Source organism: Methanosarcina sp. WH1, from assembly GCF_000970005.1.
Classification (GTDB): domain Archaea; phylum Halobacteriota; class Methanosarcinia; order Methanosarcinales; family Methanosarcinaceae; genus Methanosarcina.
Map to the genome: position 1 here is coordinate 2,063,061 of NZ_CP009504.1, position 23,766 is coordinate 2,086,826.

At 39.6% G+C, this 23,766-nt stretch carries 17 protein-coding genes, 1 pseudogene and 2 CRISPR repeat arrays; of the genes and pseudogenes, 5 read left to right on the forward strand and 13 right to left on the reverse strand.

Features of this window, described 5'->3' with window-relative positions; genetic code table 11:
- Positions 1-9: 9 nt before the first annotated feature.
- From csm5 to cas10, 5 genes are read right to left on the reverse strand one after another with little or no spacing between them, the layout of a single operon-like run.
- Positions 10-1,182 (reverse strand): type III-A CRISPR-associated RAMP protein Csm5, encoded by a 1,173-nt coding sequence (gene csm5, locus MSWH1_RS09010; protein ID WP_048127891.1) that lies wholly within the window; start codon positions 1,180-1,182, stop codon positions 10-12.
- Positions 1,179-2,192: a type III-A CRISPR-associated RAMP protein Csm4 gene (csm4, locus tag MSWH1_RS09015; protein WP_048127893.1), complete on the reverse strand. Its 1,014-nt coding sequence runs from the start codon at positions 2,190-2,192 to the stop codon at positions 1,179-1,181. Before csm4 ends, csm5 begins: the two co-directional genes overlap by 4 nt.
- Positions 2,185-2,961: a type III-A CRISPR-associated RAMP protein Csm3 gene (gene csm3, locus MSWH1_RS09020; protein ID WP_048127894.1), complete on the reverse strand. Its 777-nt coding sequence runs from the start codon at positions 2,959-2,961 to the stop codon at positions 2,185-2,187. Before csm3 ends, csm4 begins: the two co-directional genes overlap by 8 nt.
- Positions 2,962-3,459, reverse strand: coding sequence for a type III-A CRISPR-associated protein Csm2 (gene csm2 / locus MSWH1_RS09025; RefSeq protein ID WP_048127896.1), 498 nt, complete (start codon positions 3,457-3,459; stop codon positions 2,962-2,964).
- Entirely contained in the window at positions 3,456-5,978 is a 2,523-nt protein-coding gene (gene cas10, locus MSWH1_RS09030; protein ID WP_048127898.1) for a type III-A CRISPR-associated protein Cas10/Csm1, read from the reverse strand. The genes csm2 and cas10 overlap by 4 nt, the downstream gene beginning before the upstream one ends.
- A 121-nt stretch (positions 5,979-6,099) precedes the next feature.
- Positions 6,100-6,647: direct repeats of the CRISPR family, unit length 37 nt; unit sequence GTTTCAATCCTTGTTTTGCTGGAAGCTGTTTTTCAAC.
- Positions 6,648-7,182: 535 nt separating this feature from the next.
- Here cas10 and cas1 (MSWH1_RS09040) point away from each other — a divergent pair.
- From cas1 (MSWH1_RS09040) to MSWH1_RS09050, 3 genes are read left to right on the forward strand one after another with little or no spacing between them, the layout of a single operon-like run.
- Entirely contained in the window at positions 7,183-8,190 is a 1,008-nt protein-coding gene (gene cas1, locus MSWH1_RS09040) for a CRISPR-associated endonuclease Cas1 (RefSeq protein ID WP_052723155.1), read from the forward strand.
- A gap of 2 nt (positions 8,191-8,192) precedes the next feature.
- Positions 8,193-8,495 (forward strand): CRISPR-associated endonuclease Cas2, encoded by a 303-nt coding sequence (cas2, locus tag MSWH1_RS09045; RefSeq protein ID WP_048130349.1) that lies wholly within the window; start codon positions 8,193-8,195, stop codon positions 8,493-8,495.
- A 35-nt stretch (positions 8,496-8,530) separates the two neighbouring features.
- Positions 8,531-9,298, forward strand: coding sequence for a DUF6293 family protein (locus MSWH1_RS09050; protein WP_048127902.1), 768 nt, complete (start codon positions 8,531-8,533; stop codon positions 9,296-9,298).
- A 257-nt stretch (positions 9,299-9,555) separates the two neighbouring features.
- Here MSWH1_RS09050 and MSWH1_RS09055 read toward each other — a convergent pair whose 3' ends face one another.
- Positions 9,556-10,227, reverse strand: coding sequence for a CRISPR-associated endonuclease Cas6 (locus MSWH1_RS09055; protein WP_048127904.1), 672 nt, complete (start codon positions 10,225-10,227; stop codon positions 9,556-9,558).
- A 58-nt stretch (positions 10,228-10,285) separates the two neighbouring features.
- A complete protein-coding gene (ltrA, locus tag MSWH1_RS09060) occupies positions 10,286-11,539 on the reverse strand; it encodes a group II intron reverse transcriptase/maturase (RefSeq protein WP_156148127.1) in 1,254 nt (417 codons plus the stop codon).
- Positions 11,540-11,956: 417 nt separating this feature from the next.
- A CRISPR array of direct repeats spans positions 11,957-13,528; the repeat unit is 37 nt; unit sequence GTTTCAATCCTTGTTTTGCTGGAAGCTGTTTTTCAAC.
- Positions 13,529-14,063: 535 nt separating this feature from the next.
- On the opposite strand from ltrA, the gene cas1 (MSWH1_RS09075) reads away from it, so the two are divergent.
- On the forward strand, positions 14,064-14,711 hold the full coding sequence (cas1, locus tag MSWH1_RS09075) for a CRISPR-associated endonuclease Cas1 (RefSeq protein ID WP_048130351.1): 648 nt from the start codon (positions 14,064-14,066) through the stop codon (positions 14,709-14,711).
- A 157-nt stretch (positions 14,712-14,868) separates the two neighbouring features.
- Here cas1 (MSWH1_RS09075) and MSWH1_RS09080 read toward each other — a convergent pair whose 3' ends face one another.
- From MSWH1_RS09080 to MSWH1_RS19640, 5 genes and pseudogenes are all read right to left on the reverse strand, one after another.
- The gene (locus MSWH1_RS09080) at positions 14,869-15,405 is read right to left on the reverse strand and encodes a GNAT family N-acetyltransferase (protein WP_048127910.1); all 537 of its coding nucleotides are present in this window, start codon (positions 15,403-15,405) and stop codon (positions 14,869-14,871) included.
- Positions 15,406-15,407: 2 nt separating this feature from the next.
- Positions 15,408-15,554: a hypothetical protein gene (locus MSWH1_RS19080; RefSeq protein WP_156148128.1), complete on the reverse strand. Its 147-nt coding sequence runs from the start codon at positions 15,552-15,554 to the stop codon at positions 15,408-15,410.
- A gap of 252 nt (positions 15,555-15,806) precedes the next feature.
- Positions 15,807-16,154, reverse strand: a complete 348-nt coding sequence (locus tag MSWH1_RS19635) for a hypothetical protein (RefSeq protein WP_197074580.1) — start codon at positions 16,152-16,154, stop codon at positions 15,807-15,809.
- A 1-nt stretch (position 16,155) separates the two neighbouring features.
- Positions 16,156-16,266 (reverse strand): annotated as a pseudogene (locus tag MSWH1_RS20810) (IS5/IS1182 family transposase); the annotation flags it as partial.
- Positions 16,267-16,999: 733 nt separating this feature from the next.
- Complete coding sequence (locus MSWH1_RS19640; RefSeq protein WP_197074052.1) at positions 17,000-17,785, reverse strand: hypothetical protein; 786 nt, start codon at positions 17,783-17,785, stop codon at positions 17,000-17,002.
- 719 nt (positions 17,786-18,504) lie between these two features.
- On the opposite strand from MSWH1_RS19640, the gene MSWH1_RS09095 reads away from it, so the two are divergent.
- Positions 18,505-19,134, forward strand: coding sequence for a hypothetical protein (locus tag MSWH1_RS09095; protein ID WP_231585674.1), 630 nt, complete (start codon positions 18,505-18,507; stop codon positions 19,132-19,134).
- Between the two features lie 643 nt (positions 19,135-19,777).
- Here the strand turns inward: MSWH1_RS09095 and MSWH1_RS19645 are convergent.
- Entirely contained in the window at positions 19,778-23,305 is a 3,528-nt protein-coding gene (locus tag MSWH1_RS19645; RefSeq protein ID WP_052723159.1) for a right-handed parallel beta-helix repeat-containing protein, read from the reverse strand.
- Between the last annotated feature and the right edge of the window lie 461 nt (positions 23,306-23,766).

Below are 23,766 nucleotides of genomic sequence, written 5' to 3' on the forward strand. Positions count from 1 at the left end.
TCTTCGGCATCAAAGACTTTCGAATTCTAACTTGACCCAGCCGAGAGGTTTGCCTTCAAGAGTTACCCTACGTGTTTTCGGGAAATTTGAGGAGAATTGGTATGTCCCAGGCTTCTTGCCGAGACTAAAGCTGTGCCTGATTGTATTATTTTCAAGTCTCCATTTTTTCGGATCTCCTATCAGGGGCGTGGAAAATCCTGGCAGTGTTTCAATTATTAAACCAATCGTTGTGCTGTACCAGCCTCCTCCCCAGCCGATATGCAGAACCGCCTCGTTATCCTTACAATTCCCTACTTCGTTCCATAACATGTCAAATTCATCAGCTGTGCTGTCACACCTGTAATTTTCCCACATGTATTCCAGATGTTTTTCGATGACCTTCCTCGAAAATTCATTGCAAGCCTTGCAAATAGCCTGGACATTCATGTATTTGATACAGGGGTGGTTTTTGAAGTTCGGTTCTCCCTTATTCTGCTTAATCAGATATTCATCAAAAACAATATCAAAAAAGAGCTCTGAACCGGCTTCCAGGTTCTCGACATACACGGGAATTTCCTGTGAGTTCCCAACAATTTTGATTTCGGATACCTCTAAACGCTTTTTCCCTGCAGGTCCTGTATCGGAGGGTCTCAGGATGCGAAGTATATCCGAATGTGTATCCTTTCCGAAAACGATTTTTGAAATGTTATCATCAAGGAATTTTAAGTCTCTACCGGTGATTCTATGCTTTTTCAACCAGGGCTTCAGACCATTCTGGACAATCTCAGCTCCGTCAGGTCTTTCATTCAAACAGTTCCACATTAATGCGGTCCTGATTGCTCCTTTTATGGACGAACCGGGTAAATATGGTTCCCCGCATTTTACGAACTCCTTGATAGCAAACTCTGATTCGCGGTCTCGCTTTTCAATTTTTGCGTAAACGGAATAGGAGGTAAAAGCATTGGGGTTGATCTGATTTGCATCCATAAATTTGGTAATCGAGAAATCCCTGCCCGTTTTATACTTATTTTTTGGCATCTCCTTTGTGAGGTCTATATTTTCATTTATGCAGTGTTCAATGAATTTTTCAAAATTTATGAACTTGATTTTCCCTTCCTTTTCATCCAGGTAGAAATCAACCATTTTCAGTTCGTTTCCGTTCCCTACGTGCAAGGGGGACAGGAGTTTCATGCTGCATTTCATGATTGTTCATCCCCGTTGATGCTGATTGGGATCGAGTAGGCAAACCCGTAGTGGTACAGTTTTTCGATTCCTTCCAGACCTGAATCATCTTCGATCAGTTTGCCTTCTGGTTTTTGTTCGAAAATGGACCCTTCTTTTATGAAGAGTCTTTGAGGTTTCTGAGAGGACATTCTGGAACCGTAGGGGTAAGCATACCCTCCCCTGAGGGAAAAGCCCCATCTTGCATTTTTATCTGAAAAAAGTTGTTTCTCATCGGCTGCCGGGTCATCACTCTCGTTTGGATAGAAGAGAGATAGAAGAAGATGGGCACCTGAATCCGGCAATTTCAAATAAAGGTTTTCTTCCTCAAGAGAAAAACTCCCGTATCCCCATGTTCTCTTTCCGCCGATCCCATCGTGCTGGAGCAAACGCAATGCTGAAAGCACCCTATTTTCCCATTCCTTGCTGGCACAGTCAAGTATGAACCAGATCCCGGAATTCTCTTTAAAGCAAACCGAACCAAGGAAATAAATACTGGACTCGGCGCTTTCCCGGCTTATGGACACCTTGGGGAGAAGGAATCCCGTTCCGAATCCCGAATATTTATCGTCACAATCTTTTGCGGCTTCATTTTCTGTGATTTCTTTAAGGTCCTTTTCCGATAATTTCTCCTCTGCAATCCATTTTTCAAAAAAACCTTTAGTTAGATAACTGGTTTTTTTCAGTTTTTTGGAATAATCCTGAAGCAAGTCGTCATCGATTTTCGCCCTGCTCATAGGTTTCGGAAAATAGAGAGTTTGATCTGCGAAAGGAAAACCTGAAGAGATCCTGAAAGGGGGTTCGTTTTTAAAATTCCGGAGTAAATCTGTTACCCAGTCTCTTTCGTAGAGTTTTGCAAGAGCATTGCAGATTGCGTTAAATATGGTGTCTGAGTGCAGTACAAGACTGCTTTCCTCAAGCCCTATTCCAACTTCTCCGATATGCAGAGGGGAAGTGAAATTAAGCTTTACAATCTTAAGATTCTCAAGCATTCTTTTCCCCTATGAAACCGCTTATTATATCTTCTACTGGCTTATTTTCCAGAATGGAACTCTCTTTGCCGTAAATGTAGTATTCTTTCGGATATCCGGTATACGTTATATTTTCAAATTCTACTTTTCCATAACCTCTTGAGCCGTGTCCACCAAGAGCGTCCTGTTCGAGTAACTTCAAAGCCATCTGGATTCTGGTGATGTCCTCTTTAAGCTCAGCTTCTTCTTCAGCATCGTAAACAAGTTCAAATTTGAATTTAGCACCTGCAGGAACCCTTTCGATCTGCCTCGGGTTTGCTGCCGAACTTATCCGGTCGATGCTGTTTTCAAACTTCCATTCAGTGTAGGGAAGGCCGGTGTCAATATTTAACAGTTCATCCCCATTTGACAGGTGCATGTCCCTGACAATTAAACGGCTGGGGATGTTTATTTGATCTTTAGTATTCTCATCTTTTTTGCTGCTCCCAAAAAGTCTGCAAATTTCACAGTGATTGTCCGTGCAGACGTGCACATTGATATCGGGATTATGACTTATTGCGAAGAGGTCTTTTTCCAGAGCCTTTTCGGATAAGCTTCGCAGTTTTCCTTTCAATGAACTGCCTGGGATATAGGGAAGATCTGTCATCGGATCCCTGACTACGGGGCTGTCGATGCCTCCAATCTTTACCGTTTCTTTAGAAGCACCGATATGTATACCGGTAACTACTTTCATCTCACCTGTGATTTTAATCTTTCCAAAAAATTTGAGTTTCATAGTCTCTTCACTCATTTAATCACGCCCCCCGGCAAGTTTGTGATATGCTATTACACCTTCAAGCAGCGTTACAACCAACTCGAATTGTTTATTCAAATCCGTATTTTCAGGGAATCTTTCGTTGTCAAGCATGGAGTCAAGGAGGTCTGTCAGCCTTGTAATGTTGGAATTACGGGCTGTTATGTATGCAAGGTTAAGTTTTAATTTTGAAATATCTGCAGTTTTGATTCCAGAATTTTTTGTTTTCTCTTTAGCTATCTGGAAGCCGGTTAGCAACTTGCGCAGTTGGGTGAATGTAACTTTGTCCTTTGAGAGTTTAATGCCCATTATGCAAGAAGCGTTCAGGACTTTGGAGGAATCAATATTCGAACCCGATTTCAGCGACCGAATATACTCCTCTTCCTTTTCGTACCACTTGTTCACCATCCATGGATCAGAATTTTTTGTCACGTTACACAGCTCAATTAGTTTCCCACTTTTAAGTAAGTTTGAAAGCTCCTGTTCATTACTCATGAATTCACCTTTCTTCCCTGTAGATCCAAAATATTAAGAGGCAGATCAATATCATAAATCGGATTTACCTTTTCATCCGAAACAGAATAGAAATATTTCCTTAGTTCCTCATGACTATCAATGATTCTCTTCAAGTCTTTGTTTCGAGAAACAAAATAATGTAGCTGGATTACCCAGTTGGCTTTTTCAGGATCTTTACAATACACTTCTCTCGCATCGAGGAGTTTTCTCACCATGGATTTAGAGGGATTTCCTTTTTCGTTCATGATGTACCAGAAAATAGGTTTGAAATCAGCGAAGAGTTTCCTTGCTTCGTCCCAGCCAATGGATTCTTTCATGCCTGAAAACTTATCAGATATGTTGTCCTCTCCTACGCCCCTATTAAGGAGATAAATCCTGTTTCTGCCTTCGTCTTTGGAGCATTCTTCTTTAGTTCCGCAGACTCTGGCAATCTGGTACAGTGGGTGTTTGTTGTTGAAGATAGAGAATCCGGCTGAGATTGTAACGTGTGGATTTTCAGCAACATGCTTACGGAACAAACCTTCAATATCAAAACAGAGTTCAAAAACGTCATCCCAGGCTCCGAGAATGAAAAGGTCGTCTCCACCTGCATAAATTATGCTAATATTTCTATAAGGTTTCCTCTTCCTATGAGGTTCCTTATCCTGTATAAGCTTCGGAGAATTACTTTGCCAGTTGCAGACATCCAGGACGGTTTCTTCTTCAAATTCCCCAAGGAGGTTCAGATAGCCTTTGAAGAAATAGTTCATCATTCTTGATAGACTGGATATTCGAGTGATGGTTCGCTGATTTTTATGAAGCCCTAATGTGAAAATTTTTCCAAGATTGTCAACATCCATCCGAACTGCACCGAGCTTCTTTGAGCCTTGTGATTTCTCCGCAAGCTCCTCAAAAGTGAGAAGTTCCCTGTCATTTTTCCTGTCGTCTGGTTTGGCACAGTAAATAGCAATAGGTAGGGGTGATAAGTGAATATCTTGAGGCATTTTTTTGCTTTTAAACATGTTAATTATTTCATCTGTATCAAAGCTGTTAACAGCATATACTGTGGAAGACTTACTGACTGTCCCCATTTTATCTTTATCCATAATCTTCATCGTACCGAATGGTACGGAAAAGCCTTCTCCCCCGTACTCCGTTTTTAAGATGTAGAAAGAATCACCTAACTTGGCCAGTTCACTCCCAATCTCCATCTGATCACGGCAAAGTGGGCAGAAAAGCGCTTCTTCTATGCCTTTAACTGGCTTCAGATCTTCAGAGTGAGTTATCTTCCTGCATGCGTCACAGGGATCACCGTTGTCTCCAAGTTTCAGTATTTTTGAAGGATCCTTCTCGAGTACTGACTGATATTTTTGGGCTTTTTTTAACGAGTTTTCCTGGTTGATATTCATCCATATATTGCTGAAATTCCCAAACTTATCCCCGCAGAAGGGAACCCAAGAAAGGGCGAGGTAAAGGCTGCTGCTGAGCCTGTTGGCAATGAACCAGCCTTCCTGATCCTTTTCTATTCCTTCCAAGTCCTTTTCGATTTCTTCCAGTTTCTTTTTTGCTTCCTTAGTATTTGGGGCAAGAATGAAAAAGTTCCCGCCTCCAGAATAAAGGATGTTTGCTTTTGGAAGCCCCAGTCTTTCAACTATAGTTTGAACAATATCTTCGCAAAACATCTCCAAATAAAATGACCTACCTCTCAGAAGCCTCAAAGCTCCTTTTGAAGAAATTCGGTAAATGAAATCCTGGATTCCAGAAACATCCCCACCTATTAGAAGGTACTTTTCAGCCTCTTTATCAGGAATCTCTTTCTCAAGATCCGTTTCAAGCTCCTTTTCATGGAGCCTATACATGCAGGAAGCAATCGCACAGGTGGTCTTGAGATGGTCAAAGAGCGAAATGTCATTATTTGCCCCCGACCCTGCAGGAATGAACGCTGTATTCTTCTCTAGAAACATCAGCAAAAGATCTTCGTTTATTCTTTTTTCCCCTATATCCGTAAGTTTAGTGAAGAAATCTCTGAAAGACTCATGTATCTCTTTGCATCCCTCTTCAGCCATAGCCGGGAAGTCTTCTTTAAGACGGGGATATGTGAAAACTTTAGGGTCAAGTTTTACGGAAGGATAGTACTTCGATTCTGAATCTTTAACACCTTCCTTGATATTTGAAATCCCCGAAAAAACAGACCTCAACAGGTGCTTTCCAGCAGCATCTTCTCCATCACTACCATCATCACCTGCTGCCAGCCGGGAAGCCTCCCTGACCATCCAGATAAGGTTCTTATATTTCTGACTCAGCCCCTCCTCCTTAATTTCATCAATTGATAGGGCATGGTGATACTTGGCAAACAGCGAAAATAATTCCGTACTTGCAAATGAGCTGAGGAATTCAAATCCCCTCTCAGCATGCCCTTTCTCCTCACCTTCGAGACCTGGGACAACATGGCCTATATCGTGTAGTAAAGCCCCTACTTTTAGAAAAAGATAATCGCTATCGGTATCAATTTCAGACATTAAAGAGTTGTTTATTTGAGATATATATAAACATTACTAAATATTTTTAAAATTTTAAATGTATATAAATAAAAAAAATATTAAGCAATATCTATATTTTTTGAATGTTAAATCAAAAGAGGTTTCAATCCTTGTTTTGCTGGAAGCTGTTTTTCAACTTTGGAAAACAATTTGCCAGAAGACAAGAAGATTAGTTTCAATCCTTGTTTTGCTGGAAGCTGTTTTTCAACCTGAGGATAGGAATACCGGAAAGAGAAACCCTGCTTGGTTTCAATCCTTGTTTTGCTGGAAGCTGTTTTTCAACAAAAGAATAGGAAACATGATAACGGTTACAATAACTGTTTCAATCCTTGTTTTGCTGGAAGCTGTTTTTCAACATAAATAAAAATATTAAATCGGCTTATGAGCTAAAGTTTCAATCCTTGTTTTGCTGGAAGCTGTTTTTCAACTCCCCAAACTCGAAGGGGGATTGAAGTATGTCCAACAGTTTCAATCCTTGTTTTGCTGGAAGCTGTTTTTCAACTGCCCCAAATGTGGGGAACCCTCATTTTATGCAGGGTTGTTTCAATCCTTGTTTTGCTGGAAGCTGTTTTTCAACCTGAAATATATGGATCTGATATCGTCGCAGTTGTGTTTCAATCCTTGTTTTGCTGGAAGCTGTTTTTCAACAGGGTTTCAAAACGCCCTATTAAGCCTTTATTTTCAAAATAGAGCAATTTTTTCCGCATACCCATTTAGGCATTTTCCGCTGATCTCCCTGCCACACTATAGTATATAAAGATCAGCGGTATATTAATTTTTCGAAAATGAACCGCTTGGCGTTGATATTATATTTTAATAATGTATATTAATGTACATTGGGATGAATTTCTTTAGGAACTTGGGGTAGATCAGCGGAAATCAACTTGCTTATTTTGTGTACATTCAAGCCTATTGATAATTAAACTGAATTTCGGACCTTGAGGGTTCGGAAACTGGAAATTGACAACCTTTTTAGAAGAGTTTTCCAGATGGCGCCTTAATGACTGCAGTACCGTGGAATATTTTTTGAATTCACCTGCACTATAATTTATTTCATTAAGACTAATCGTATTCAGAAGCCATTGGTTCGATTCCACGTCGAATTGATCGAAAGACGCTATATCTGCACGGGACGGCATAAAGAAGAATTAAGGAAGGATTTTCTAAAAGGAGGAATACCTGGATGCGAGTTGTGATTGATGAATACGGGACTTACGTGCATAAGAAGCGAAACCGCTTTGTCACTTTGAACAATAAGGACAAGGCGATAAAGTGGGAATTTTCGGCAGACAAGGTTTCCCAGATTCTGATTTACAGGGGAGCTGCGATCACTGCGGATGCGATTGACCTTGCGGTCGAAAAGGGAATAGATATCATTTACCTGGACAGGTTCGGGAAGCCTTTTGCAAGGACATATTCTTGCAAATTCGAAAATTCTGCTGCGATACACCGCTGTCAGGTACGGGCGTATGACAGCGAAAAAGGGGTCCAGCTGATGAGGGGAATGATCGAGGCGAAGGTCAGGAACCAGTCTTTTCTGCTAAAAAGTCTTGCAAAGAACAGGGAAGACAGGGAACTGGAAGAGGTAGCTGAACATATCTTTTCCCTCTGTGCAGGACTTCCCGAAGGCGGAGACATCGACATGTCCAGAAACAGGCTTTTCGGGATAGAAGGGGAAGCTTCCAGGGAATATTTCGGAGCTCTTGGGACTGTGCTCCCCGAAAAAGCGTATTCCGGAAAACGGACAAAGCAGCCGCCTGAAGACCTTTTCAATGCGCTGCTCAGCTACGGCTACGGCATCCTCTACACCGAGGTGGAAAAGGCCTGCGTCCTTGCGGGGCTTGATCCTTATATGGGTTTCATGCACACCGACAGGCCAGGTAAGCCCTCCATGGTGCTGGACCTGATGGAAGAGTTCAGGCAACCTGTGGTTGACAGAGCGGCAATTTCCCTTGTCTCGAAAAAGGTGGTAAAGCCCGAAGAACTCAAAGCAGTTGAAAATGGTTTTTACCTGGACCGTTCGGGGAGGCATAAGATGGTTGAAGCTATGAGCTCGAGGCTTTCGAAAATAATCACTTACAGGAACTACCGGCATTCCTTTTCCACTCTGGTACTCCGGCAGGCGAGGGAAGTCGTGAAGTTCATCTGCGGGCAGGAAGAAGCTTACTCTCCTTTCTTGTATGGGGGATGAAAGTGCTTCTCTGGCTCATCTACGATATCACGGACAATTCCCTGCGCTATCGGGTCTGTGAAACCTGCAAGGACTTCGGTCTCTTCAGAGTCCAGAAAAGCGTGTTTTTCGGGGAACTGGAAGCTGACAAAACAGATTCAATTCTGGACAAAATGGAAGATATCATGAAGGATGAAAACAAAACAGAGCATGATTCGGTACTCATCCTTCCGGTATGCAGGTCATGCCTTTCAAAAATGCTTGTTACTGGGAGAATGTTTGATGTCGGCCTGTACACTGACCAGGAATGTGTAATTCTTGGTTGAAATAAAGGGATAATAAGGGAATCGGGAGGAAAAGCATGTCAGTATTGATTGCTACAGTTGGTGGAACGGAAAGTGTTGTAAAGCTCGGTTTTCGCATGATGGAAAACGTGGAAAAAGTAATACTCGTCCCTGGAAAACCGTTTGAACAGGTAATGGAGAAATCTGAAATTAAGCAAGGAAAGCTCCGCGCAAATCCCGTCCAGAAAGCCCAGGAACTGAAAATAATACTCCAAGACTTCGGAGCAGATGTCGAAATTCACGAAGTAAACCCCCTCGATTTCAAAGAATGTCTGCTGAAAATCATAGAACTGATACAGGAACAACCCAAAGGGACCGATATCGCTGTAAACGTGACCGGTGGGACAAAGCTCCTCTCCCTTGCCGCAATGAACGCCGCTTGCATGTGCTACAGCAAAGCTTTCTACGTCCAGGAGAAAGATTCCGGTGACACAAAGGTTGACCTGCCTTCTCCCAACTCTGGCTACTTTAACGATATCGGAGACCAGGCAAAGAAGATATTATCGTATCTTCTGGACGAGCACATAAAGTTGAAAAAACCTGTCGAAGAATGTAGTGATGACGAGTTAAAGAGTTTCATAAATAGAGAAATAGCCCGTGGATTGGGAGTGACATCACAAACCATCACCAATAAACTCCAAATGATGGAGGCAGACGGGCTTCTCATGAGTAAAAAAGGTGCCATTAAAAATTCTTCAGGATTAGGAAAGAGCAGTGTGAAGATCTGGTGGCTTACTGATGAAGGGAGAATATATGCTGCCTACTTCAGCAAAAAAAATTCTTAATCCCTCTACTTTTTACTTTTTCATATTTTAACCTGTTACATTTTCATTCGCAACAAATCCTGCTGTTTATAACAATAAGGCACCTCGAGGGTTCGGAAATGGAAACTCTTTTCGGAAATGAAAACTCCTTTATGATTTTTTGGGTTTAGATTTCAAAACAGGTTTACTGGCGGCTGAGAATTAAAAAATTGTATCTTTAATGGTGCCAAATGGAGTTTCTGCAGAAAATTGGAGAAAAATCAGGTAAAAGGGGAGTTTCAGTTCTCTCTGTATACACGGATCTTCTGGACAGTGCCCCTGCCCATTGCGGGGGATTTTCCAATTCCCATGTAATTGGGGATGCAGAAGTTTGCCATGAAGCCGCCGTAGAAAGAAAGGAATTTCACATCTTTGTACTCGCTTTTTGTCACCTGAACATCAATGTCGCATTTTATATTATCAGGGACAGTGTATCCGAGACCTTTTGACATTGAAAGAAGATTGCCTGTGAGAATCCGGCGGAGCATTTCTTTTTGCCCATCCCGGCTTTTGATCTGCATAAATTTTTCGTGGTTTTCCTGGTTTAAAGGTAACCAGGGAGTGAGGAATTCGTAAAAATGAATCCTGTCCGAAAGCCCGAATTCCTGTTTTTTGATCGTCATGGACCTCTCGATGATTTCATATTTGGTTTCACCAAGCCTGATAGTGTCGAAATCGTCAAAAATCTCTTTCAGGACATCAATTCCTTCATTGATACCCAGAATGAGGGGTTCGTTTTTGACAACCTTATACTGGATAGTCGGGTAACTGTACACTAATTTATCCGTGATGTGGTTGTGGAGCTGGACATATTCGTTGAATTTTGTCGCAAAGAAGCCACGGGTGCAGAGGATGTTTTCTTTGAATTCCTTCGTGGACTTGAAGGTCATCTCGAGGGTTTTGAGTTTCATATCAACCAGCAAAAAGTTAGCCTAAGAGTAATTAATAAATTAAAAAAGAAATTACCGGTTAAAAAGCTTTTGAAATCTGTCTGCCTTCTTGCATTCTGGAAAGCTCAGTTTCCCGGTATTTACTTGTGTATTGGCGGAGCTGTGCATTAAAGTACCTCTGAATCTCTTCAAGCCCTTCAACGTACTCCGTATGGTGGTAATAATGGAGCCATGGGTTCACAACTTTCTGGACATCTTCAAGTACACACTCGATAGGTCTGGGAAATGAGGGATCAAATTCTGTTGCTTTTTCTACGGCTTCTATAACTCTTCTTATAGAGCTTCCGGTAGGTGTTAGCCTGATTTTTCCTTCAAGCCCCTCTTCCGAGGAAATTTCCAGGAAAGAATAGCCAAGAAACTCAAAACCCTTTTTTATATTGTTTACGGTGGTCTTTTCCCTGTTGACTTCGAGCCCCAAATCTGCAAGTACTGCCCTTATATGCGCGAAATCAACCCAGTTCTTGCCAAGGACTACAAAGTCATCTGCGTATCTCACAAGCCGCTCCCCAGGCTCACCTGCATGTGTTTCAAAAACATCCCTTTTCCAGTTCTTGTCAAACTGGTCAAGGAATATGTTCACAAGCAGGGGGGAAATTATTCCTCCCTGTGGAACTCCTTTTTTGGGATAGAAAACGGAATCTGCCTCCACCACACCGGTTTTGAGCCAGGACTCAATGATGGACAGCACATATTTGTCTTCTATCCTGACTTTCAGGCAGTCCATAAGCTTATCATGAGGAATGTTGTCAAAGCAGTTCTTTATATCCCCCTTAACCACCTGATTGAGTCCGGTTTCCAGCCATTTATACACCTCAAGGCTTGCAAGCTTTGTGGATTTTGAAGGTCGAAAGCCAAAAGAGCAGTTCTCGAAATCCGCCTCAAAGATCGGCTCAAGAACCAGTTTCATAGCTCCCTGGACAAGCCTGTCCTTCACGGTCATGATCCCGAGGTGTCGCTGGCTTCCGTCTTCTTTAGGAATATCGACCCTCCTGATATTGTCAGCCCTGTATTGTTTAGTTTTAAGTTCTTCCCTTACAGTTTGCAAGAATTCTTCTACCCCGGATTCTTCAACCTGCCTGATAGTAAGAGAATCCACTCCTGCAGAATTAGTGTCCTTGTTCAGGTTTTCCCAGGCTGCACGAAGAACTTCCTCTTTCATTAGCAGCTTCTTCAGATGCTTGAAACGCTTCTCTTTTCTGCTGCTGGCCTCCCTGTACAGCTTCATCTGAATATGAGAAGCAGCTCGACTATGATGACGATAATCTCCGTCCAACGTATAACCCTCCAACAAGTCTTACAGATCTTTCCAGTATGCTTCAATACTCTCTTCTGATTTTCAGGCTGCTTCTCCAGCATCCCGGCTGAAAAATTCTTAACTTTTAACTGAGACTCTTTTATAGATTTCCAGGATATCACTTAGTTCCTCCTTTTTGATTGATTACTTACCAATCATCTCTCGCTTGTGATATTCCTGGAGACGAATGATTCGAGAGTGCAACTGACGATTCGATAACTTATCTTATTCTTCGGAAAAACAGCTTTTAAGCCAGGAAAAAGAGCTGATTTTTCGTTATCGCAGAGAATGAAAAAAGCCGGGCTTTATGAGAAAATTAGTGACATGCCGCCTTTTAGTTTGCAAGAATTTTGTGGAGACAAGTGTTGGAAAAAAGAATTAGGATTAATTTTCAGAAATCTGGTCTTTGCTTTGCTGGAAACTGTTTTGCAACTCCTGGAAAGACACATGGTCATTAACCCAGAATATTTGATTCAATCCTTGTTTTGCTGGAAGCTGTTTTTCAACTTAAAAAAACAGAAATGGATTCGCAAACATAAGAGGCCGTTTCAATCCTTGTTTTGCTGGAAGCTGTTTTTCAACCTTCTGTAAGAATAAGTTGCATTACCACCCTAAAATGTTTCAATCCTTGTTTTGCTGGAAGCTGTTTTTCAACTTCATTCGATGATAAGGTGACGAGAGTTGTAGTAAAGTTTCAATCCTTGTTTTGCTGGAAGCTGTTTTTCAACAGAGAGGAGATGCATATGGGACACTTTGTCCTGTAAGTTTCAATCCTTGTTTTGCTGGAAGCTGTTTTTCAACTAGTCCAAGCATACGGTCTAGAATGGGGATCAGGTTTCAATCCTTGTTTTGCTGGAAGCTGTTTTTCAACGGTCCACCCAGGACCATCGAACCGGGAGACATAATAAAGTTTCAATCCTTGTTTTGCTGGAAGCTGTTTTTCAACTATTTTCAATTGTGTTGTTCTCTACCAGGATTCCTGGTTTCAATCCTTGTTTTGCTGGAAGCTGTTTTTCAACTATAGTGCCGTTTTAAACGGAGGGCTATTAAGCGTTTCAATCCTTGTTTTGCTGGAAGCTGTTTTTCAACATCAAACAAAGAAATTAAAGACCTTCGTGCCGATGTTTCAATCCTTGTTTTGCTGGAAGCTGTTTTTCAACGGACGAAGTAGCATACATACAACCGGTGCTGCACCGTTTCAATCCTTGTTTTGCTGGAAGCTGTTTTTCAACTTGGTATACAGTAGGTCAAGAAGTGATTCTCCCTGAGTTTCAATCCTTGTTTTGCTGGAAGCTGTTTTTCAACGGTCGAACGACCCATCTTTATTGGTAGATATGTCCAGGTTTCAATCCTTGTTTTGCTGGAAGCTGTTTTTCAACGGCATGTCGGATATTAATCGCGATTGCGTGTTAGAGTTTCAATCCTTGTTTTGCTGGAAGCTGTTTTTCAACGTTTTGTAGAGTGTTGAGTATTGAGTATTGAGTATTGTTTCAATCCTTGTTTTGCTGGAAGCTGTTTTTCAACTAGGTAAGATCGTTGAAAAATACGACCCCGACGCAATAATGTTTCAATCCTTGTTTTGCTGGAAGCTGTTTTTCAACTGTAACTGCAAGCTTTTTGAAAACCCGATAGGGGTTTCAATCCTTGTTTTGCTGGAAGCTGTTTTTCAACTATGGGATGTACAGGAGCTTCTTGAGAGCAAGAATGTCGTTTCAATCCTTGTTTTGCTGGAAGCTGTTTTTCAACTAGGTGTTTATCTTTGGACTGCAAAAAATGAACAGGGTTTCAATCCTTGTTTTGCTGGAAGCTGTTTTTCAACGACGATGGCTGCTCTAATGTTTGTATTTTTCATCATGGTTTCAATCCTTGTTTTGCTGGAAGCTGTTTTTCAACTTCCTTTGGAAAATCGCGAGAATCACCATAATACGGCAGTTTCAATCCTTGTTTTGCTGGAAGCTGTTTTTCAACAGGGTTTCAAAACGCCCTATTATGCCTTTATTTCCAAAATAGAGCAATTTTTTCCGCATACCCATTTAGGCATTTTCCGCTGATCTCCCTGCTACACTAGGGTATATAAAGATCAGCGGTATATTAATTTTTCGAAAATGAACTGCTTGGTGTTGATATTATATTTTAATAATGTATATTAATGTACATTGGGGTGAATTTCTTTAGGAACTTGGGATAGATCAGCGGAAATCAACTTGCTTATTTTGTGTACATTCATGCCTATTGATAATTAAACTGAATTTCGTACCTTGAAGGTTCGGAAACTGGAAATTGACAACATTTTTAGAAGAGTTTTCCAGATGACGCCTTAATAGCTGCAGTACCGTGAAATATTTTTTGAATTCACCTGCACTATAATTTATTTCATGAAGATTAATCGCATTCAGAAGCCATTGGTTCGATTTCCCATCGAATTGATCGAAAGACGCTATATCTGCACGGGATGGCATAAAGAAGAATTAAGGAAGGATTTTCTAAAAGGAGGAATACCTGGATGCGAGTTGTGATTGATGAATACGGGACTTATGTGCACAAGAAGCGAAACCGCTTTGTCACATTGAACAATAAAGACAAGGCGATAAAGTGGGAATTTTCGGCAGACAAGGTTTCCCAGATTCTGATTTACAGGGGAGCTGCGATCACTGCGGATGCGATTGACCTTGCGGTCGAAAAGGGAATAGATATCATTTATCTGGACAGGTTCGGAAAGCCTTTTGCAAGGACATATTCTTGCAAATTCGAAAATTCTGCTGCGATACACCGCTGTCAGGTACGGGCATATGACAGCGAAAAAGGGGTTCAGTTGATGAGGGGAATGATCGAAGCGAAGGTCAGGAACCAGTCTTCTCTTCTAAAAAGCCTTGCAAAGAACAGGGAAGACAGGAAACTGGAAGAGGTAGCCGAACATATCTTTTCTCTCTGTGCAGGACTTCCCGAAGGCGGAGACATCGACATGTCCAGAAACAGGCTTTTCGGGATAGAAGGGAAAGCTTCCAGGGAGTATTTCGGAGCTCTTGGGACTGTGCTCCCCGAAAAAGCTTATTTCGGAAAACGGACAAAGCAGCCGCCTGAAGACCTTTTCAATGCGCTGCTCAGCTACGGCTACGGCATCCTCTACACCGAGGTGGAAAATGCGGAGTAAAAATCTGGACCCTGACTGACGAAGGAAAAATCTACGCTGCCTATTTCAGCAAAGAAAAGCTTTGAAAGGATACAATTTTGAAAGGATACAATATAGTAGAGTCCTGATGAACTGTTAGTAGAGTCCTCATAAATGTACCATTTTATTAAAAAATCAATTAATCATTGCTCTCAATATTAATTTCAGCAATTATCGGCTGCATGTTAAGATACATCGGGATGAATTCTCGATTTTTGTATTTCTCTACAAGTTTGAATTCGTTTTTTTGATAGAAGCCAATTGAATTTTTTTTCGAGTCAACAAGAATGTATCTACATCCTATATTTTCGCAAACCGATAACGTTTTACCTATTGCTGCCAGCAACAGATATGTTCCAATTCCTCTTCTTTTGAATCTGGTATCCACTGCTAATCTTGCAATTTTAACTCCTGGATATTTGCGGTACTCGTAGTGCTCGATTCCGTCTATTACGGCTTTAGCTTCAATTGTATCTGCAATAAGAGTAAAAAAACCTACCAGTTCATCTTTCCAAAAGCATAAACTGGTTCTGCTTATCATATTCTTTTGGTCATTCAGAGCATCGTTTTTAAGAAAATCATTCAATTCCTGACTCAAACAACTAAAAGAAGAAAGATTGTGATTTTTATTAAGGGTTGTTGTATGAAGTTCAGAGTCCGGAACTATAGAGTACAAGCTTAAAACCTGTTATTCTCATTTATTTCCTTTGCACGCTTGAACATACCTACCAGTTTCTTTGAAACGACAGGATTTTTTTCGTTCCTGAAGAACTCCTTTGCATCTTCTCCTTCAAGAACAAGCCCGAGCTCGATGGGTTTTGCCATATTAAATACCTTCTTTTCTATGATTTAGTAATCTATGTTAAAGTTATATATTTTTATTGGAGGCTTCGGAGTTCTTAGCTCCAGTATATAGCAAAATCATTTGCAAAATCATTTCTTTGACTTGCCTGCACTTCATGTTAAGTTTAAATTCTTGTTTTTATGGATCTTGCTTGCTTATAAGATATTCATATACCTCATCAGCTTCCGGTGTTAGTCTTACACTTACACGTTTCATAGCTCATGCACATTATTTTATAGTTCACGTCCGTAAATCACCACATTCCTTAAATTTTTATTTGGGTTGTGAATCCAAGTCATTCCTCTGAAACCCACAACAATTTTATTACTTTTCTCCAGATATTCCAAAATCGTCATTAAAGCATTGTGATTTACCTGCCGTGGAAGTGCTTTTTTGAACTCTGCAATAGTTATCACGCTATTCGGGCAATTAACTACAGGTCCGGCAGATGAAGTTACTTTGGGGCTTTTCTTTGCAGGGGCCGGGTATGCATCACATCTGATACTTGATGCGCTTACGCGTGCTGGGCTTCCGGTCGTGGGGTTGTAAATGGTTTTGAATTTTTTGACTCTGACAATCATTTTCGCCATCCTGGGTCATTCCTTCGTAATCTTTACTCAAACGTTGATATCGACCCAGCCATCCAAATGTACGTTCTACTACCCATCTGTGAAAAAATACCTTAAAACCTTCTCCGACTCTCAACACTATTATTATGGTAGAAGATACTATACAAAGCAGACTTAAATAGGTCTGATTAAGGTACAGCAGCAAAAGCGCCAGGCAAAGAATTGAATGGAAAAACTTTCTATGGCGCTGGTTTCTGGGAGGCTCGATCAGATCAGGCAACACAGCTCCAAGGGCTGAGGACGCTAAAGCTATCGGAAGAAGTACTGGGCTGAGAACAAGCCCTTTTGAAGTCAAATTCCAGATCAGGATAAAGGAAATTAAAACTCCTGCTGTCATATGCGTTTTTCGACCTGTCACAATATCCCCCTTGTTATCCAAGTAATATCTTCTTTATACACCAACTTTATATATTATTTTCTATAGTATTTCTATTTACTGGTGTATTTGAACTATAATTTTACGTTTTATCAGTTCTACATTGAACATGAGACGTTCACAGGATCATTAGAGGAAAAGCTGCTGCAGATTAGATTATTCTGGAAATTAGTACTATGATTCCAAAATATAGCCAGAAATTCGGACTTGAAATAAACCTGCATGTAAACTTAATGAATCACGAATGGACACGGACATACATGGATTTGGGTCATCTGTGTTATCCATGGTTTACACTAATTTTGAAATCGATGCACTAGAGTGTAAACAAAAGCACTTAAAACAAGCAATAGGTACTGGAAACCATATATTGTTGAAATTATACTGAGAAATGATGAGAAAAAACATGAGGCTTGATAAATTAATGCTGAAATAATGGCCAATCTTTGAAAATATTATTGCAAATAAAGATATAATCAGATTGTAGTGAATGATTGGGAATTCGATATCTACTTTTAAAATTTCCATCTGCATCGATAATGGCCGCAAATTTGTTATAATGATTGCAGCCTTCTCTATCTATAGACATTTTGAATGCATTATACAAATGATCGAATGATATTTCTTTTTCTTCACAGATACAGCAACTTATTATGTGGCGAACAAGCACATCTGATTTGAACTGTTTCCACCTTTTATATTCTAGCACTGACTGTTTCCACTTAGTAAGCAACTGATTCCATTCAAAAGATTTGAAATATTGATCAATTGAGGAATCAAGATCAAATTCAGGTATATAGGAACCAATAACACCATTTTCAAGAATACCATCATCAATAACCCCTTTTTCCCTAAAAATTAAGATAGGCATATCTATTTGAAAAGCCATGGAAGGTTCAATTTGACAGTATGGACTTGTAATCCATTTTTGAGAAATATCGTACTGTAAATGTCCTGCCAGATTAGTACCGGGTTTGCCAACTCCTTTTTCGATAAAGCTTCGTCTAAATGCAACTGATAATAACCCATGACATTCATTCATTATCTCTCGTATTTTGATTAATGGTGCAGAAGTACTATTGTCGGTAATTCCTAGAGTTCTCGGCTTGAAACCATTTTTTACTAAATGTCCTTCAACTTTGCTGATAAATTTTGTTTGTTTTCGATTGAATGGTTTTGCATAACTGAGAAACACTGGAATTTCCATAGAACCATTTAAAAACTACTTTTGTCACTATGTATAATTTTAAAAATTAGATTTTAATCCTATCATCTTTTAATCAGAAACCATCACTTCACAAACGATTAAAAGTTTTTCGTTTTGACATGAAGAAGATGTGGCAATAGATAAAATTACAGAGAATTATAAGTGTGAAGATCAGTTTTAAAAGACGCCAGCAAAAGATGAGTCGAATCTGGCAGAATAAGGAATATCCCTCATTTAAGATAAGATCAATAACTTACCCTATCTCATTTAAGATAAGATCAATAACTTACCCTAACTGCTGAACTATAAAAAATTAGAAAACTAATACTTGTCAAAAAATAAAATTACAGTTTGGTTTCTTTAACTAATCTCCAATAGTGATATCCTAAAGCTGTCAACTTGCAGGATTTTGAATTCATTGCAGCAAAATACATATGTTCCTTACCCACAGGTTTTACAAGCTCTTCAGATTCAAAATTTTATAAATATTTGAGTACTGAGCAATTTAAATCAATCGTGTTTTTGGAAGTAAATGTGTAGGAAGGATCTAATTTGAATTTGTCTTCAGGTTTAGAGAGGTACTTTTATTCAGTATTTCATTTACTTAACTGGTCATCTGTTGAAAAGGATAAGAGAATTCAAAAATCCCAAAAACGCTGACGAAGCTTGAAGACCTAAAACTACAGTTTTATTAAACAAACAGGTATGAGTGGGAAGATTTGAAAGCTTCAATGACCCCGAACGGACAGCCAAAAAAGTGTTTTTATAACTGGGTCCCGAAGAGCCTGCTATCCCTCACTGTCAGGATAGGCAGAATTATCGCAAAAATTCTCGATATTTGCGTTTTTCCGGAGGCTATGGATTTCTTATGGCAGACTCTAAAACCCAATACCCGAAGGCTAACCTTAGCAGAGGCACAGGAAGCGCGAACCGTATTTGGAGACAGCATCAATTACCGGCAGGTGCGTATAGACGAACATTCACTAATTGCCTGGCTCGGGGCAAAGATAAACAATTGCTCGGGTATGGGGGTCACCATCTTTCATACAATCAACTTCAATGAAAAGATCAGGACTGAATCAGGTAATTCAAACATGAAGTGGCTTATTCATGAATTAGCCCATGTTTCACAGATGGAACACATCGGTTCGAAATATCTGATCGAAGCATTTTATGCACAGGCAACAGAAGGATACGGATACACTCCCGGTGCAAAACCGCATTTTTGTAACTATAACCGCGAACAACAGGCTTCGATTGCTGCAGACTATTATATTGCACGTATTTCAGGCAGCTCAACGGCTCCATATGATACTTATATTGAAGAACTGCAAGCAGGGAAGTTATAACTACGATCTTATCCTGACCCTGTCTTCTTCTACAACTGCAAAACTACAACTACAAAATGCATTTCCCAATCATTACGTAATTTTACAAAAATGATGAAATGGAATAAATTAAGGAATATAGACAACAGTACTCTGAAAAAGGAGGAAAGATCCTGTCATTTCCCTATAATTTTTCCACTTTAGCCAGAAACACCCAATGATTTAGGAATTATTTTCGGCAGCAGAAGCTTTAGCCCTCCTGGAACCATTCGATTTTAGTCTGCCTTTAAGCCATCCCTCTGTTCAGTATACATACCCCTGTTGCTTCATAAGGATATTTAAAAAAAAGAGATTAGAAAAGAGATTAGAGAAGATTTGTATCCTCTTCAAATTAAAGCAGAATGTAGAGATTGAATTCCTCATAGCAGAGAACCAAAAGTTTCGAGATGAAATCAACTTACTCAAAGGTGAACAAACCAAACCTAAGATTCGTGGCTTTAAAATAAATGAAGATATTTCGCCAGAAAAAGAGATGTGAGCCTTCAAACAATAAAAAGAAAAGATCAAAAAAGAAATAATCAAAAAAGAAAAATAATAAATGTATAAAAGGTGTCACTGGTTTTTAGTTATCACCTCCTGATGGCTATAACTTCAATCCTCCTCCTTAATTTGCCTCTATCTGATCGATATTATCTTCACTTACTTTTTTATCATCAGGGCTTTTTGTTGGAGCCTGTTTAACGTCTTCAGTGTTTTTTACTGAAGTTTTAGTTTCTCCATTGTCACAATCTTTTGCTTGAGACTGTTCAACATCTTCGGTGTTTCTTACTGGAGTTTTAGTTTCTCCATTGTCACAGCTTTTTGCTGGGGCTTTTACCTTTTCGGGACTTTTTACTGGAGTTTTAATTTCTCCATTGTCGCAGTCTTTTGCTTGAGACTGTTCAACGTCTTCAGTGTTTTTTACTGGAGTTTTAATTTCTCCATTGTCACAGTCTTTTGCTGGAGCCTGTTCAACGTCTTCAGTGTTTTTTACTGAAGTTTTAGTTTCTTCATTATCACAGCTTTTTGCTGGGGCTTTTACCTTTTCGGGACTTTTTACTGGAGTTTTAGTTTCTCCATTGTCGCAGTCTTTTGCTTGAGACTGTTCAACATCTTCAATGTTTCTTACTGGAGTTTTAGTTTCTCCATTGTCGCAGTCTTTTGCTGGAGCCTGTTCAACGTCTTCAGTGTTTTTTACTGGAGTTTTAGTTTCTTCATTATCACAGCTTTTTGCTGGGGCTTTTACCTTTTCGGGACTTTTTACTGAAGTTTTAGTTTCTCCATTGTCACAGTCTTTTGCTGGGGCTTTTACCTTTTCGGGACTTTTTACTGGAGCCTCTTCAACTTCACAGCTTTGATCTGGCATTACTTCTCTATTTTTTTTGTAAATTAGTTTGCAAACTGATTTGGTTTCGATACAAATTGGTTTGGTTTCTGTACAAACTGATTTTGTTTCTTCACAGACTGGTTTACAGGCTGGTTTGGTTTCTGTGCAAACTGACTTGGTTTCTGTACAAACCGGTTTTTCTTCACAAACTGATTTGGTTTCGTCACAAACCGGTTTTTTTTCACAAACTGATTTGGTTTCGTCACAAACTAGTTTTTCGTCACAAACTGATTTGGTTTCTTCACAAACCGGTTTTTCGTCACAAACTGATTTGGTTTCTGTACAAACCGGTTTTTCGTCACAAACTGATTTGGTTTCTGTACAAACTGGTTTTTCTTCACAGACTGTTTTGGTTTCGTCACAAACTGGTTTTTCTTCACAGACTGTTTTGGTTTCGTCACAAACTGAATTTGTTTCGTCACAAACCGGTTTTTCATCACAGACTGGTTTTTCTTCACAGACTAGTTTTTCTTCACAGACTGATTTTTCTTCACAGACTGATTTTTCTTCACAGACTGATTTTTCTTCACAGACTGATTTTTCTTCACAGACTAGTTTTTCTTCACAGACTGAATTTTCTTCACAGACTGATTTGGTTTCTGTACAAACTGGTTTTTCTTCACAGACTGTTTTGGTTTTATCGCAGACTTCGTCAATTACATTGGATGTTCCATCTCCTTCATCCATCTGATAAAGAATTATCTTCGTTTCCTTTACCATATAATCCGCTTCATCAGCCGAGATCTGCTTGCATTCCTTCATTCTTTCAGCGAGATGGATAAAGGATTTAAGCATGGAAATGGCTTTTTCATCCTCACCATTTACCCAGTAACACATTGAGGCATCAAGAAGAGTAGCCAGCCCTGTTTTTGTCATCACATGGCATTTGTATGTACATTCCACATATTCCTTGAGAGCCTGTGTATTATCAAGAGGCGTTAATTCATAGATGGCAGGATTAACAACTGTTTCAGGTGCAGGCACTGTTTCATCCACTACTTCTTCTTCCTCTTCTTCCTCTTCTTCTTCCTCTTTTTCTTCCTTTACAGGTGCAGGCACTGCTTCATCCACTACTTCTTCTTCCTCTTCTTCCTTTACAGATGCAGACACTGCTTTAACCACAACTACTTCTTCTTCCTCTTCTTCTTCCTTTACAGGTGCAGGCACTGCTTCATCTACTACTTCTTCTTCCTCTTCTTCTTCCTTTACAGATGCAGGCACTGCTTCATCCACTACTTCTTCTTCCTCTTCTTCTTCCTTTACAGATGCAGGCACTACTTCTTTTTCCTCTTCTTCTTCCTCTTCTTCTTCCTTTACAGGTGCAGGCACTGCTTCTTTATTTTCTACACTAACTAAATCATCAGAGATTTTTAAGTTTATCTTGTTTATTGGGAACTTCTGATACACTTCCTGTTTTGAAAGATTGCTAAAGGTGTTCTCACTTACTATTATATTCCTGAAACTTTCGTGATCTGGGAAATAAACTCCGTATTCTCCACTATTTTGAACATTATTTGTAATTATAAGAGTATCTCCAACACCTTTTTCACCCCCTTGATACGTAACCCCCGCGATTCCATCCATAATATTATCTTTTATTATATGCACTCCATCATTCACATTGCCTCTTCTAACGACTGCCCCATATCCACCATATATTTCATTCTCGGTAAATTCTGAGTATTGTGTACCGTCAAGGAATGCAAAAAAGTACGGAAGCTGTGGATATATTTTATTTTTAGTGACTATATAACTAATAGTAACTGGATGAGCATCAACAACACATGAGCCAGCGATATCTGCCCCTATCAGAGTATTATTGGCGATAAAAACGTCTCGATTTAAAGATTTACGTTCAGCTGAATTGCCTGTTATAGCATGTCTGCAATTCTTTATGTAATTCTGTTCGATATTGACAAAAGCCGAACCGCTAGCCACATTTACACCATATCCACTGCCGGGCTTAAGACAGTCATATATTTCATTATTATTAATATCCACATTAAAACAGGAATACAGACAAATAGCCCCAAATCCACTATCACTGAACCGGGAATTAGTGACAGAACTGTCCTTGCAATAGTCCATAACCAGTCCATGATGAGGCATTGTCGCCCCCGTATCCTCTATCCCTATGTTCTTTATATGCATTTCAATAGGTCTGTATACTTCAGTTTGGACGGTCTCGGACAAGCTGTAATCTCTAAGAAGTGGTTGATTTAAAGTGACGACATTTCCATTTACACTTTTAACAGCATATATTTCACCTGTCATTTGATCAGGATAATCAAGAGGACACCACTTAACATTTTTCCAGATCTTAATCAAGTCGTTCTGACGAACCTGAGAAGCATCAGTTAAAACCACCTGGGATGAACCCTTTTTAGCGTTATCTGACAGGTTTTTGCTAGTGATAAATGATCCACAGAAATAAATCCCGTAAACTTCTTTTTCAGGAGTTTGAATGTGAAGAGTTACTTTTCCTTCGCCTATCACATTCAGACTTTTACTACATTGATATATTCGGTTTTTTATATAATAGTCTCCTTCGCGGATTGTTATGGTATCTCCACTTTTTGAGTTATCTAGTGCCGCCTGAATACAAGCGGCATCATCTGTATAATCAGATGTCAGATAAAGACCGGAGACAGCTGGTTGAGCATCATCGTCAATTACGATGTTTGATGCCAAAGCAGCAGGGCTACTTAACGTAAAATATAAAAGAGCAAGAACAAATGCCATCAAATAACTTTTTAAAATTTTCATTATAGATCATCCCAATACTTAACTTAACCTCGTTATAGAATTCCTCCATAGTATCCACTCAACCATAACTTTCAAAGATAATAGATATTAAATCCAATTCTCACTTGCAATGAGAATATAATATTTCTTTAAACCTTCCGATTCAAAAGAGTGATTTATTTTCATACGATTGAGTGACTATTATGTGCGTTCTTCAACAAACAGTTCAAACTTAAAAACTCTGTCCTTCTATTTTGCGTACTCTTCATTTTTCCAAAATATATGCGTTAATCAATGCGTTTTTATTTGATTATACGTTACAACAATTAACCTGGGTTTCAAACTAAGGCTTTTAATTAAGCCCGGATAAGACAGCTCTGTTCCCGGCTTCTTCTCTGCAGGCAGTCAAAGTTATAATTTTTCTGGATATAGGCAGGTTGTACGTTCCTCCTCTAAGGCATTCCGGGTTCCAGTCTCAATTA

What these genes read in the sequence shown, in the direction of transcription:
- csm3 (WP_048127894.1), bottom strand. Translation starts at nt 2,961, where the DNA reads ATGAGTGAAGAGACTATGAAACTCAAATTTTTTGGAAAGATTAAAATC.
- cas10 (WP_048127898.1), bottom strand. Translation starts at nt 5,978, where the DNA reads ATGTCTGAAATTGATACCGATAGCGATTATCTTTTTCTAAAAGTAGGG.
- csm2 (WP_048127896.1), bottom strand. Translation starts at nt 3,459, where the DNA reads ATGAGTAATGAACAGGAGCTTTCAAACTTACTTAAAAGTGGGAAACTA.
- MSWH1_RS09055 (WP_048127904.1), bottom strand. Translation starts at nt 10,227, where the DNA reads ATGAAACTCAAAACCCTCGAGATGACCTTCAAGTCCACGAAGGAATTC.
- MSWH1_RS19080 (WP_156148128.1), bottom strand. Translation starts at nt 15,554, where the DNA reads ATGGCAAAACCCATCGAGCTCGGGCTTGTTCTTGAAGGAGAAGATGCA.
- MSWH1_RS19645 (WP_052723159.1), bottom strand. Translation starts at nt 23,305, where the DNA reads ATGAAAATTTTAAAAAGTTATTTGATGGCATTTGTTCTTGCTCTTTTA.
- cas1 (WP_052723155.1), top strand. Translation starts at nt 7,183, where the DNA reads ATGCGAGTTGTGATTGATGAATACGGGACTTACGTGCATAAGAAGCGA.
- csm5 (WP_048127891.1), bottom strand. Translation starts at nt 1,182, where the DNA reads ATGAAATGCAGCATGAAACTCCTGTCCCCCTTGCACGTAGGGAACGGA.
- MSWH1_RS09050 (WP_048127902.1), top strand. Translation starts at nt 8,531, where the DNA reads ATGTCAGTATTGATTGCTACAGTTGGTGGAACGGAAAGTGTTGTAAAG.
- cas1 (WP_048130351.1), top strand. Translation starts at nt 14,064, where the DNA reads ATGCGAGTTGTGATTGATGAATACGGGACTTATGTGCACAAGAAGCGA.
- MSWH1_RS19640 (WP_197074052.1), bottom strand. Translation starts at nt 17,785, where the DNA reads ATGGAAATTCCAGTGTTTCTCAGTTATGCAAAACCATTCAATCGAAAA.
- csm4 (WP_048127893.1), bottom strand. Translation starts at nt 2,192, where the DNA reads ATGCTTGAGAATCTTAAGATTGTAAAGCTTAATTTCACTTCCCCTCTG.
- MSWH1_RS19635 (WP_197074580.1), bottom strand. Translation starts at nt 16,154, where the DNA reads ATGATTGTCAGAGTCAAAAAATTCAAAACCATTTACAACCCCACGACC.